Source organism: Hydrogenophaga sp. (assembly GCF_050182545.1).
In the GTDB taxonomy this organism is placed as follows: Bacteria; Pseudomonadota; Gammaproteobacteria; order Burkholderiales; family Burkholderiaceae_C; genus Hydrogenophaga.
In genome coordinates, this window is the sequence record NZ_JBFXCD010000002.1 from 82,103 (window position 1) to 94,524 (window position 12,422).

Consider the following 12,422-nt stretch of genomic DNA (forward strand, 5'->3'; position numbering starts at 1 on the left):
ACCCCATGCCCGGACTGCTGCCCCACGTCGACCCCGATGGCCTGCTCGAGTTTTCGGTGGTCTACACCGACCGCGCGCTCAATCACATGTCCCGGCGCTTCCAGGGCGTGATGACCGACATCTCGGCCATGCTCAAGCGCGTCTACGGTGCGCATTCGGCGGTGCTGGTGCCCGGCAGTGGCACCTTCGGCATGGAATCGGTGGCGCGGCAGTTCGCCCACGGCCAGCACGTGATGGTGATCCGCAACGGCTGGTTCAGCTACCGCTGGACGCAAATCTTCGAGATGGGCGCCATCCCCGCCAGCCACACCGTGATGAAAGCGCGGCGCGCCGGCGACGGCGCGCAGTCGGCCTGGGTGCCCGCGCCGATCGACGAGGTGGTGGCCAGCATTGCGCGCGAGAAGCCCGCGCTGGTGTTCGCGCCCCACGTGGAAACCGCCGCCGGCATGATCCTGCCGGACGACTACCTCAGGGCCGTGGCCGACGCCGTGCATGCCGCCGGCGGCCTGTTCGTGCTCGACTGCATCGCCTCGGGTGCCATGTGGGTGGACATGCAGGCCACCGGCGTGGACATCCTGATCTCGGCGCCGCAAAAGGGCTGGAGCAGCTCGCCCTGCTGCGCCATGGTCATGCTCAGCGAGCGCGCCCGCGCCGCCATCGACGCCACGCAGAGCACCACCTTCGCCATGGACCTCAAGAAGTGGCTGCAGATCATGGAGACCTACGAAGGCGGCGGCCATGCCTACCACTCGACCCTGCCGACCGACGCCCTCACGCGCCTGCGCGACACCATGAAGGAAACCGAAGCCTACGGCTACGAGCGCGTGCGCAAGGAACAGATCGATCTCGGCACGCGGGTGCGGGCCTTGCTGGAGCGCCACGGTTTCCCCAGCGTGGCCGCACAAGGCTTCCAGGCGCCCGGCGTGGTGGTGAGCTACACGAGCGACCCGGACATCCAGTCGAGCAAGAAGTTTCTGGCCCAGGGCCTGCAGACCGCCGCCGGCGTGCCCCTGCAGTGCGACGAAGGCGCGGACTTCAAGACCTTCCGCATCGGCCTGTTCGGCCTGGACAAATGGCACGACGTGCCGGGCACGCTGAAGCACCTGGAGCGCGCACTGGCCGAAGTCGCGCCCAGGGCGGCGCAGCCCGCCTGACCGTCCTGGTCAGGGCAGGAGGACCGTGCAACCCGTGGTGGCGCGGGCCTCCAGACTCTCGTGCGCCTTGCGCACATCTGTGAGTGCAAAGCGCTGGTCGATGCGGATCTTCACTTGGCCACTCTCCACCACCGCGAACAGATCGTCGGCCATGGCCTGCGTGCGCTCGCGGTTGGAGATGTGGGTGAACAGCGTCTGCCGCGTCACGTAGAGCGAACCCTTGGGGGCGAGGATGCCGGGTGCGAACGGCGCCACCGGGCCGGATGCATTGCCGAAGCTGGCCATGAGACCGAAGGGACGCAGGCAGTCCAGCGATTTCTCGAACGTGTCCTTGCCCACCGAGTCATACACCACCTTGACACCCTGGCCGTTGGTGATGTCCTTGACGCGCGCGGCGAAGTCCTCGGTGCGGTAGTTGATGGCGAATTCGGCGCCGTGTTCGCGTGCCAGCGCGCATTTCTCGTCCGATCCCGCCGTGCCGATCAGGCGCAGGCCCAGCGCCTTCGCCCACTGGCAGGCGATCAGGCCCACGCCGCCGGCAGCGGCGTGGAACAGCACGAAGTCACCCGCCTCCAACCCTTCCACCGGCTTGCAGCGCTTGAGCAGGTACTGCGCGGTCAGCCCCTTGAGCATCATGGCCGCGCCGGTCTCGAAGTCGATCGCCTCGGGCAGCCTGCACACGTTCATGGCGGGCATCACGCGCACATCGCAGTAGCTGCCCGGCGGGTTGGCGGCATAGGCCGCACGGTCGCCGGCCCGCAGGTGCGTCACACCCTCGCCCACCGCCTCCACCACCCCCGCGCCCTCCATGCCCAGCGACAGCGGCATGGGAAACGGGTACAGGCCGGTGCGCTGGTAGACGTCGATGAAGTTCAGGCCCACCGCGTGATGCCGGATGCGGACCTGCCCCGGCCCGGGCTCACCCACCTGCACGGTATCGATCACAAGTTGTTCCGGGCCGCCGGTGGCGTGGATGCGCACGGCGCGGCTGGTCTGTTCGCTCATCTCGGGTCTCCTCGGTATGAAAAGCGGCCATGCTGCCACGAAATGCGCACCGCGCCCGCATCGCGCCGCATCATCCCCATGAACCTCCGGGCTTGGCCGCGGCGCTACAGTGCGGGCCATGCCTCCGATTGCCAGCACACGCCTCACGCCCACCACCCTGCTCCTGCTGGTCATTCCACCGCTGCTGTGGGCTGGCAATGCGGTCGTGGGCCGCGCCATGCAGGGCGTGGTGCCCCCCATCACGCTGAACTTCCTGCGCTGGGCACTGGCCTTCGCGCTGCTGCTGCCGCTGGCCGGCTGGGTGCTGCGCCCGGGCAGCCCGTTGTGGCCGCACTGGCGGCGCTTCGCCTTGCTGGGCCTGCTGGGCGTGGGTTGCTACAACGCGCTTCAGTACCTGGCGCTCAAGACCTCCACGCCGGTGAACGTGACGCTCGTGGCCGCGAGCATGCCGGTGTGGATGCTGTTGCTGGGCCGCGTGCTGCATGGCGTGCGCATCTCGCGGCGCGCCGCACTCGGCGCGGCGCTCTCGCTCACAGGCGTGGCGGTGGTGCTTACGCGCGGGCAACTGGACGACCTGCTCTCGGTGCGGCTTGTGCCGGGCGACGGCTGGATCCTCCTGGCCTCACTGCTCTGGGCCTGGTACAGCTGGCTGCTGGCGCGTCCACACCCGGGCAGCGAGCCCGCCACCATCAAGGCCGACTGGGCCGCGTTCCTGCTCGCGCAGATGGTCATGGGCCTGGGCTGGTCGGGCCTGTTCGCCGCGGGTGAATGGCTGGCGCTGCCGGCCCTGCCCGAGGGACAAAGCCACATCCAGTGGGGCTGGCCGCTGGCCGCCGCGCTGGTGTACGTGGCCGTCGGGCCTTCGCTCGTGGCCTATCGCTGCTGGGGTGCCGCCGTGGCGCGCGTGGGTCCGCCCATTGCCGCGATCTTCAACAACCTCACCCCGCTTTTCGCCGCCGTGCTGTCAGCCACGCTGCTGCGCGAGCCTCCACGCGCGTACCACGCGGTCAGCTTCGTGTTGATCGTGGGCGGCATCCTGGTGTCTTCGCGGCGCTGAGGTTCTCGCGCCGCTGCCGCCTAGAACGTGCCCGGGTAGGCCCCGCCGTCGGCCAGCACGTTCTGGCCGGTGATGTAGCCGGCCTGCACGCTGCAGAGAAAGGCGCACACGGCACCGAACTCCTGTGGCGTTCCGAACCGCCTGGCGGGAATGGCCTTGCGCCGCACTTCCGCGATCGCATCGACAGATTGCCCCGTCTTGTTCGCCGCACCCTCCATCGTCACGCGCAACCGATCGGTGTCGAACGCGCCTGGCAGCAGGTTGTTGACGGTGACGCCCTGCGCCGCGATCGGGCTGCGCGCCACGCCGGCCACAAAGCCGGTCAGGCCGCTGCGCGCGCCGTTGGACAGGCCGAGGATGTCGATCGGCGCCTTCACCGCGCCCGAGGTGATGTTGACGATGCGGCCGAAACCGCGCTGCGCCATGCCATCCACCGTCGCCTTGATGAGTTCGATCGGGGTGAGCATGTTGGCGTCCAGCGCCTTGATCCAGGCATCGCGGTCCCAGGCACGGAAGTCGCCTGGCGGTGGGCCGCCGGCGTTGTTGACCACGATGTCGAACGCCGTGCCCGGACCGCCCGCGACCGACAACGCCGCAGCGCGCCCTTCGGGCGTGGTGATATCGGCCGGCACGCCCAGCACCGACACGCCGGGCGAGGCCGCACGCAGTTCGGCCGCGGCAGCCTCCAGGTCGCGCGCGCCGCGCGCCACCAGCACCACGTTCACCCCCTCGGCCGCGAGTGCCTGCGCGCAGCCCAGCCCGAGGCCCTTGCTCGCGCCGCACACCAGCGCCCATTTGCCCTTGATACCCAGATCCATGTGTTTCTCCAGAAGACTATTTGCGCGGCGACGCGCCACCAAAGCGCGTCACCAGGAACACCCCACCCAGCACGAGCACCGTGCCCGCGACGATCCAGCGGTTGAATGGTTCATCGAGGATGAGCACGCCCATGAGGATGGTGGACATCGGGCCGATCATGCCGGTTTGCGCGGCCAGGCCGGCACCGATGCGCTCGATCGCCATCATCACCATCACCACCGGCGCGAAGGTACACAGCGTGGCGTTGAGCAGCGAAAGCCAGATCACCTCGGGCGCAACCACCGCCGCGCTCATGGGCCGCAGCAGCACGAACTGCAGCAGGCACAGCAGGCAGGCCACGCTGGTGGCCAGGCCCACCAGGCGCATCGAACCCAGGCGCTTGACCAGCTCGCCGCTGTACACGAGATAGACCGCGTAACTGACCGCGCTGCCGAACACCAGCGCCGTGCCCAGCGCCGCGTCCGGCCCCTGCTGGCCGACCTCGTGCCCGAACACCAGCAACACGCCGGCATAGCTCACCGCCATGGCCAGCGCCTGCAGGACCGTGATGCGGCGCCGGTAGATCACCCAGCCAAGCACCAGCACCAGCGTGGGATTGAGGTACAGCACCAGCCGCTCCAGGCTGGCACTGACGAATTGCAGACCCCAGAAGTCGAGAAAGCTCGCCAGGTAATAGCCGGTAAAGCCCAGGCCCAGCACGCCCAGCCAGTCGCGTTGCGTCAGGGGCGCCGGCTTCTCGCCACCGGGGCGGTGGCTGGCCCACCAGGCGAGCGCCAGAAACAGTGGCAGGGCGAACAGCATGCGGTACATGATGAGCGTGACCGCATCCACACCGTACCGGTAGGCGAGCTTGACGATGATGGCCTTGCCGCTGAAGGCAATGGATCCCGCGCTGGCCAGCAGCAGACCGGAGGCGAGGTGGGACGTGGGGTGGGATGCGGACACGGCGGACATCGTGGCGATTATCCGGGCGGTTCCAAGGGCCCGGGGTGGCGCGGGCTTCACGATTCGCGATGGCAGGCAGCGTCAACGAGGAGCGCGTCTTCTGGGCTGCAGCACCACCACGAGCAGGAGGCCGATGGCCACCATCAGCAACACGGCCGACACCGGCCGCTCGAGAAACACGAACCAGTCACCCCGCGAGAGCTGCAGGGCGCGGCGCAATTGTTCCTCGATGCCGGGCGCCAGCACGTAGCCCAGCAGCAAGGCCACGCCCTCGCAACCCAGGCGCTGCAGCACGAACCCCAGCAGCCCCAGGCCCATGACCAGCCACACACCCCAGCCGTGTGGCCCCAGGGCGAGCGCGCCCAGGCCGGCGGCCACCAGCAGGGCGGTCAGCAGCGCGCGGCGCGGCACCTGCAGCACGCGCAGCAGTGTGGGTGTCCACCAGCGTGCCAGCGGCAGATTCAGCAGGAGCAGGAACAGATTTCCCACCCACATGGACAGCAACAGACCCCAGAAAACGGCCGGCTGCAGCGCCATCACCGACGGCCCGGGTTCGATGGCGTGCAAGCCCAGCGCACCCAGCAACAGCGCCATCACCGTGTTGGGCGGCACACCCAGCGCGAGCATCGGCAGGTAGGCGGTCTGGGCACCGGCGTTGTTCGCGGCTTCCGGCGCGGCCACGCCGCGCAGGTTGCCCTGCCCCAGCGTGGGCACGCGCTGGCGCGAGACCGCCGCTTCCATGCGGTACGCGGCCAGCGAGGCCAGCAGCGCACCACCGCCCGGCACCACCCCCAGCACCGAGCCCAGGCCGGTGCCGCGAAGCACGGCAGGCAAGGCGTCGCGCAGTTCGTCGCGCGTGGGCCGCGTGCCCAGGCCACCGAGCGCGCCCTTGTTTCCCGCGCCAAAGGCCGCGCCTTCAGCCGGTGGACTGGGCCTCGCATGGGTGGACAGCCCAGCCAGCTCAGCCGCCACCGGCGCCACCACGAAAAAGCCCAGCGCCAGCGCGATGAAGCCCACGCCATCGGTCAACCCCTGGCGATGGCCCATCCAGGGCTCCAGCCCCGTCGGCACAAAGCGCACGGACCCGGTCTGCGCGTCCCAGCCCACCAGCCCCAGCAGCAGGCCCAGCACCGTCATCGCCAGCGCCTTGAGAAAGGATCCCGAGGCGAGCACCGTGGCCCCCACCAGCCCCACCACCAGCACCAGGAAGCGCTCCGACGCACCGAACTGCAAGCCCGCCGAAACCACCCACGGCGCGAGCAGGATCACGGCACCAATCGCCAGGCAACCGGCGACGAATGAACTCAGCGTGGCCGTGACCAGCGCCGCCCCGGCACGCCCCTGCAGCGCCAGCGGGTGCCCGTCGTGGCTGGTCATCACCGACGAGGCCTCGCCGGGCTGATCGAGCACGATGGCCGGCAGCGAGCCACCGTACTGGGCCCCGTAGTACACGCCGGCAAGCACCAGCAGCGCGGGCAGCGCTGGCAGGCCCAGCGTCGAGGGCAGCAGCAGTGCGATCGCGGCGACAGGCCCAAGCCCGGGCAGCACACCGAAGACGCTGCCCACCACCACGCCAAGCGCGATCAGGCCCAGGGCCTGCCAGCCCCAGACGGCGCCCATCCCCGTTGCCAGCGCGTCCCACCAGGCCATGTCCATGTGTGTCGGCCCCCGACCGTGCTCAGTGCCCAGGCGGCCAGGCGGGCCACAAGGGTACAGACAAACCCAGGGGTCCGATCCAGATGGCGCAGGCCAGCGCAGCCAGCCCAAGTGACCACCCCCACTCGCGTCCACGGCCCTCGGGCCGCACCGGGCCGGCGCGCATCACGGCCAGCACCAACCCCGCCACGCCCGCCACCAGGCCCGGCACCGGCCAGTCCGACAGCCAGGTACCCACCCAGGGCCACTGCGCGGGCCCGCAGCAAAAAGCCAGCCACAAAAGGCCTGCGAGCACGCGCGCCATCGGGCCGACCCCCCAGCGCGCCACCCGCCCCTGACCCAGTGCCTCGAAAGTCAGTGCCTTGAACAGGATGAGCGCGCCCAGCAGCGCGAGCAACAGGCCCAGCATCAGTGGCACGTATCCGGGGCCCATGTCGCGCGCCGCGCCAACAGGGTGCCCCGATGCCACCCAGACAGCAGCGATGCCCATCCCGAGGAACACCAGCCCGGCGAGGAAGTCCTGCAGGTTCTTGATCATGGAATGGCGCGGCCTCGCTGTCGGCTCACTGCACGGGCGGCGTGCACGCCAGCACCTCGTCCATGGTGGTCAGGCCCTCGGCCACGCGCGCCGCGCCACCGAGGCGCAGCGGGCGCATGCCGTCCTGCACGGCCTGCCGGCGCAGGGCATCGAGCACGGGTTCGCGGCTGACCTTGTCCTTGAAAGCCTCGGTCACCGTGAGCAGTTCGTACAGACCCATGCGACCGCGAAACCCGGTCATGCGGCAATCGACGCAACCCACCGGTTGGTACGGCCGGTAGCTGCCGCTGACCTGCCAGGGCCTGACCAGCTCGGTCAGGGTCGCGCGCGACGTGGCGGCTTCGTCCTTGCCCTGCGGCTTGCGGCACGCCGGACACAGCGTGCGCACCAGGCGCTGCGCGAGCACACCGAGCACGGTGGCGTTGATCAGGTAAGGCGGGATGCCCAGTTCCATCAGTCGCATGATGGCCGAGGGCGCGTCGTTGGTGTGCAGCGTGGTGAACACCAGGTGCCCGGTGAGCGCGGCCTGCACCGCCATCTCGGCGGTGGCCAGGTCGCGGATCTCGCCGACCATGATGATGTCCGGGTCCTGGCGCATCAGCGAGCGCAGGCCCTGCGCGAAATCGAGGTCCAGGTGCGGCTGCACCTGGGTCTGGTTGAAGGCCGGCTCGATCATCTCGATCGGGTCTTCCACCGTGCTCACGTTCACCTCTTCCGTGGCCAGGCGCTTGAGCGTGGCGTACAGCGTGGTGGTCTTGCCCGAACCGGTGGGGCCGGTCACCAGCACGATGCCGTGCGGTTGCTTCGTGAGGCCTTCCCAGCGCTGCGCGTCGTGCGCGGCAAAGCCGAGCGCGCTGAGGTCCTTCACCGTCGACTCGGGGTCGAAGATGCGCATGACCAGCTTTTCGCCAAAGGCCGTCGGCAGCGTGGACAGGCGCATCTCCACCTCGTCGCCTCGTGCTCCCCCCACGCCCGGGCGCAGTGTCTTGATGCGCCCGTCCTGCGGGCGGCGGCGTTCGACCACGTCCATGCGGCCGAGCAGCTTGATGCGCGCGGTCATCGCGTTCATCACGCCAATGGGCATCTGGTAGACCGGGTGCAGCACACCGTCGATGCGGAAGCGGATCACGCCCTGTTCGCGCCGCGGCTCCAGGTGGATGTCGCTGGCGCGCTGGTCGAAGGCGTACTGCCAGAGCCAATCCACCACCTGCACCACGCCCTGGTCGTTGGCGTCGAGTTGCTTGTTGGCCTTGCCCAGTTCGACCAGTTGCTCGAAGCTGCCGAAGCCGCCCTGCCCGCCGCTCTTGCTGGCCGCGCGCACCGACTTGGCCAGTGCAAAGAATTCGCCGGTGAAGCTGCTGATGGCCTGCGGGCTGGCCAGCACCAGGCGCACGGTGCGCCGCGTCTGGCGCTCCACCTCGGGCACCCAGTCGCGGATGAAGGGCTCGGCCGTGGCCACCACCACCTCGGTCGGGCTCACCAGAACCGGCAACACCTTGTGGCGCTCGGCGTAGGCCGCGCTCATCACGTCGGCCACCTTGCCCACGTCGACCTTGAGCGGGTCGATGCGCATGTATTCCAGACCGCTGCGCCGGGCCAGCCACTGCGTGAGCGCCTCGACATCGAGCAGGTGCTGGTCGGACGCGCGCGACATGCCCACCACCGAAAGGCGCTGCAGCGGGTGCTGCGAGCTGTGCGCGGACGCGCAACGCGCGGTGGTGCGCTCGGCCTCTTCGGGCGAGATCACGCCATCCGCGCGCAACCAGCCCACCAGCGTGCGCCAGTCCAGTGGTCCTTCCATGTGCCTGGCTTCGGGTTTCTGCGGGGTCGATGTCTTCATGCGGCGATCAGGATACCGCCTTGAACAGGCGCAACCACTTCTCGGCGGGTAAACCCCAGCGCGCCTGCACCGTTTCGGCGCGCGCCAGCAGGGCCATGCGCGTCGGTCGCCCGGCCGTGCGTTGGGCCAGCACCACGGTGTTGCCTTCGCGCGTCGGCTTGAAAGCCCAGACCGCGTCGGTGCCGAACGCGGCGCAGATGCCCTGCAGGGAGCGTTCGTAACTGGCGTCACGGCCAAACAGATTGACGGTCAGGCACCCGTCGTCGGTGAGGGCGTTGCGGCAGTCGGCATAAAAGTCGGGGCTGTCGAGCACTGGCGCGGCGGCCTCGTGGTCGTAGAGGTCGACCTGCAGTGCGTCGTAGACGCCCACGTGCGCGGCGCGCCGGATTTCCTCGCCCGCATCGGCCAGCAGCACGCGCAGGCGTGGTCCGTCCGGTGGCAGCTTGAACCACTGCCTGCACACCGCGAGCACCTGTGGGTTGATCTCGATCGCCGTGGTGTCCATGCGCAGCTTCTTGAAGCAGAACTTGGTGAGCGCGGCCGAGCCCAGGCCCAGTTGCAGCGCGCGGCGCTTGCCGACCGAATCGGCATCGACGAACAGCAGCCAGGCCATCATGCGCTGGACGTAGTCGAGCTCGATGTCGAACGGCGCATCCAGCAGCATCGAACCCTGGATCCATTCGGTGCCCAGGTGCAGGAAGCGCACCTCGCCGTCCTCGGAGATGGTCACCTCGGGCAGGGTCTGCGCCGCGCGGCGTTGCCGTGCGGCGGCGTTGGCACCGGCCTTCATGCGACGAAACCTTCCTCACAATTCGCGCGTCTGGCGCACAATCCGCCGACCATGGAGGGCAGGGTATCGAGGAAGGTATCCGTGAACCCGGATGGTTGGGGCGAGTGCTGCATCTCATTTTGTGAACTTGAGGAGGAACGATTATGAACACGGAAGTCATCTGGAACTTTCTCGTCACTCAGGGCGCCGACTTCGGGCTCAAGGTGCTGGGCGCCATCGCGGCGTGGATCGTCGGGCGCTGGTTGATCGGCGTGGCGGTGGGCCTGATCGGGCGGGCGATGGAAAGAGGCCGCAAGCTCGACGAGACCTTGATCCGCTACCTCAAGTCGATCATTTCGGTGTTGCTGACGATCGTCCTGATCCTCGCGATCCTGGACATCTTCGGCGTGCGCACCACCTCCTTCGCGGCCCTGCTGGCTGGCGCAGGCCTGGCCATCGGCGTGGCCTGGAGCGGCATGCTGGCGAATTTCGCGGCCGGCATCTTTCTGCAGGTGTTGCGGCCCTACAAGGTGGGCGACTTCATCAGCGCCGGTGGCACGACGGGCACCGTGAAGGAGCTCGGCCTGTTCGCCACCACCATCCTCACGCCCGACAACGTGACGACGATCGTGGGGAACAACAAGGTGTTCTCCGACAACATCCAGAACTTCAGCCAGGAGCCGTTCCGCCGCGTGGACTGCCTGGCGAAGGTGGCCAACAGCGTGGACGTGAACGACGCGATGGCGCGGTTGCGCAAGGCGGTGGCCGCGATTCCCAACGTGGTCGCATCGCCCGCGCCGGATGTGGAGATCCTGCAGTTCACGCCCGAGGGCCCGTTGCTGTGCGTGCGCCCTTACACGCACACCGACCACTACTGGCAGGTCTACTTCGACACGCACAAGGCGGTGGTGAGCACGTTCGGTGCCGCGGGGTACCCGGTGCCCGAGACGCCTGTGCTGCATCGCACTGTTTCTGCCTGACTGCTTGGATTTTCTTCGGCTGCTTCCTGTCGTTCCGGCGTAGGGTGACCGACTCCGCTCATGTCCCCCGAACCGGCTGCGCCGGTTCTCCTCCTTGACTTCGCTGCGTCGATCACCCTACGCCGGAACGACAGGATTGGCGCGCGAACAGCTTGAGTGCCCGCATCTCCTTGGCTCGCTGCGCCGGGGCACTCTGCAGAGCGAAGTCAAGGAGGAGGCGGCACCAGCCGCCGGGGGACATGAGCGGCGCAGAGCGCCCAGGTGCAGTGAGCCCGCGAGGTCCACCGAGCGAAGCCCGCGCTAAGCCACCACCCCATGCCGGCGCAACACCTCGGCCCAGGCCGCCAGCTTGCGGTCGAAACGCCAGCTCGCGTTCGCCGGACTCGTGGACGGCAGCTTGTAGACCGGCACGCCCAGCTTCTCGGTGTGCCGCGCGTGCCGAAAGCTCTCGCCCCCGTTGTGCGCAATCGCGCCCAGCTTCGGGCAATGCCAGCGCACCACTGAAAAATCGTTGAGCTCCGCGTTCCGGATGTCCACATCCAGGCTGCCTTCGCGCTCGCAGGCTCCGTAAACGTCCCACACGCCCAGCCCATGGGCCAGCAGTGCCTCCACGCGCTCGGCGTAGCCCATGGCCGGCAGCGGAATCGCCCACAGGGCGCCGAGGATCTTCCAGAAATGGTTCTGCGGATGGCCGTAGTACTGCTGCTCACGCAGCGAGGCCGCACCCGGAAAGCTGCCGAGCACCAGCACGCGCGTGTTCGCGTCCAGCACCGGCGCAAGCCCCTGCAGCCGGTTCATGCCGCCCCCTCCAACGCCGCCAGGCGAGGCAAGGCGGCCAGCGCATTGCTCGTGGTGACCGCTTCCAGTTCACCGGCCGGCATGCCGCGCAGTGCCGCCACCACCGCACCGATGCGCGGCAGCTCCACCGGGCTGTTGACACCTTGCGCCCGACCGACTGCGCGCTCGGCCGCCGTCACGTACAGCCATTGCGGCGGAATGTCGGGTGCGTCGGTCTCCAGCACCAGCGCGGACAGGGGCAGGTCGGCCGCGAGCCGGCGCAGCTGCCGCGCGGGCTCGAAGGTACAGGCCCCGCCAAACCCCAGCTTGAAGCCCATGTCCAGGAAGGCCTGCGCCTGCTGTGTGCTGCCATTGAATGCGTGCGCAATCCCTGCGCCGGTCGGCAGCTCGCGCAGGTGCTTGAGCAACTGGTCGGCACTGCGCCGCACGTGCACGATCACGGGCAGGCCATGCTGGCGCGCCAGACGCAGCTGCGCGCGATAGAAGAAAGCCTGGCGCTCGCGCATCGCGGGCGTGCACAGCGCGGGCACGAAGAAGTCCAGCCCGATCTCGCCCACGGCCACCAGGCGCGGGTCGTCGCGGAGCTCGGTCAACGCGGCGTCCAGCGCGGCCAGGTCGTCGTCCTGCGCGTTCGGCACGCACAGCGGGTGGATGCCCAGCGCATAGGCGTCGCCGGTGCGGTGCGCGAGAGCGCGCACTGTGTCGAAGTTGGACCGCTCGACCGCCGGGATCACGCACAGGCCCACACCCGCCGCGGCTGCGCGTTTGCGCAGCGTGGACGCGAGCGCGTGATCGGCACCGAACTCGGGCGCATCCAGATGGCAGTGAGTGTCGATCCACATGGCGGTATAACGGCACATT

12 protein-coding genes are annotated in these 12,422 nt (G+C 69.0%); 3 read left to right on the plus strand and 9 right to left on the minus strand.

Translation table 11 applies throughout. The annotated features are described in order from the left end of the window. Positions 1 to 5 precede the first annotated feature (5 nt). Entirely contained in the window at positions 6 to 1,154 is a 1,149-nt protein-coding gene (locus AB7P10_RS02435; protein ID WP_428292253.1) for an aminotransferase class V-fold PLP-dependent enzyme, read from the plus strand. A 9-nt stretch (positions 1,155 to 1,163) separates the two neighbouring features. Here the strand turns inward: AB7P10_RS02435 and AB7P10_RS02440 are convergent, their stop codons facing one another. After that, the gene (locus tag AB7P10_RS02440; protein WP_428292254.1) at positions 1,164 to 2,159 is read right to left on the minus strand and encodes a quinone oxidoreductase family protein; all 996 of its coding nucleotides are present in this window, start codon (positions 2,157 to 2,159) and stop codon (positions 1,164 to 1,166) included. A 118-nt stretch (positions 2,160 to 2,277) separates the two neighbouring features. Between AB7P10_RS02440 and AB7P10_RS02445 the strand changes: the two genes are divergently transcribed. Continuing rightward, positions 2,278 to 3,216 carry a DMT family transporter gene (locus AB7P10_RS02445; protein WP_428292255.1) on the plus strand — a complete coding sequence of 313 codons (939 nt, stop codon included), beginning with the start codon at positions 2,278 to 2,280 and terminating at the stop codon, positions 3,214 to 3,216. 20 nt (positions 3,217 to 3,236) lie between these two features. On the opposite strand, the gene AB7P10_RS02450 is transcribed toward AB7P10_RS02445, so the two are convergent. The 6 genes from AB7P10_RS02450 to AB7P10_RS02475 form a co-directional block, all read right to left on the minus strand. Continuing rightward, positions 3,237 to 4,034 (minus strand): SDR family oxidoreductase, encoded by a 798-nt coding sequence (locus tag AB7P10_RS02450; RefSeq protein ID WP_428292256.1) that lies wholly within the window; start codon positions 4,032 to 4,034, stop codon positions 3,237 to 3,239. 16 nt (positions 4,035 to 4,050) lie between these two features. Next, complete coding sequence (locus AB7P10_RS02455) at positions 4,051 to 4,989, minus strand: DMT family transporter (protein WP_428292257.1); 939 nt, start codon at positions 4,987 to 4,989, stop codon at positions 4,051 to 4,053. 72 nt (positions 4,990 to 5,061) lie between these two features. After that, complete coding sequence (locus AB7P10_RS02460; protein ID WP_428292258.1) at positions 5,062 to 6,630, minus strand: tripartite tricarboxylate transporter permease; 1,569 nt, start codon at positions 6,628 to 6,630, stop codon at positions 5,062 to 5,064. A gap of 28 nt (positions 6,631 to 6,658) precedes the next feature. Next, positions 6,659 to 7,174, minus strand: coding sequence for a hypothetical protein (locus AB7P10_RS02465; protein ID WP_428292259.1), 516 nt, complete (start codon positions 7,172 to 7,174; stop codon positions 6,659 to 6,661). Between the two features lie 25 nt (positions 7,175 to 7,199). Then, positions 7,200 to 9,014 (minus strand): GspE/PulE family protein, encoded by a 1,815-nt coding sequence (locus AB7P10_RS02470; protein ID WP_428292260.1) that lies wholly within the window; start codon positions 9,012 to 9,014, stop codon positions 7,200 to 7,202. Positions 9,015 to 9,021: 7 nt separating this feature from the next. Further along, positions 9,022 to 9,804: a spermidine synthase gene (locus AB7P10_RS02475; RefSeq protein ID WP_428292261.1), complete on the minus strand. Its 783-nt coding sequence runs from the start codon at positions 9,802 to 9,804 to the stop codon at positions 9,022 to 9,024. Between the two features lie 143 nt (positions 9,805 to 9,947). On the opposite strand from AB7P10_RS02475, the gene AB7P10_RS02480 reads away from it, so the two are divergent. Continuing rightward, on the plus strand, positions 9,948 to 10,763 hold the full coding sequence (locus AB7P10_RS02480; RefSeq protein ID WP_428292262.1) for a mechanosensitive ion channel family protein: 816 nt from the start codon (positions 9,948 to 9,950) through the stop codon (positions 10,761 to 10,763). 300 nt (positions 10,764 to 11,063) lie between these two features. On the opposite strand, the gene AB7P10_RS02485 is transcribed toward AB7P10_RS02480, so the two are convergent. Both AB7P10_RS02485 and AB7P10_RS02490 read right to left on the minus strand, forming a co-directional pair. Further along, positions 11,064 to 11,561 (minus strand): DNA-deoxyinosine glycosylase, encoded by a 498-nt coding sequence (locus tag AB7P10_RS02485; RefSeq protein WP_428292263.1) that lies wholly within the window; start codon positions 11,559 to 11,561, stop codon positions 11,064 to 11,066. After that, the gene (locus AB7P10_RS02490; protein WP_428292264.1) at positions 11,558 to 12,403 is read right to left on the minus strand and encodes a TatD family hydrolase; all 846 of its coding nucleotides are present in this window, start codon (positions 12,401 to 12,403) and stop codon (positions 11,558 to 11,560) included. The genes AB7P10_RS02485 and AB7P10_RS02490 overlap by 4 nt, the downstream gene beginning before the upstream one ends. Positions 12,404 to 12,422: the final 19 nt, after the last annotated feature.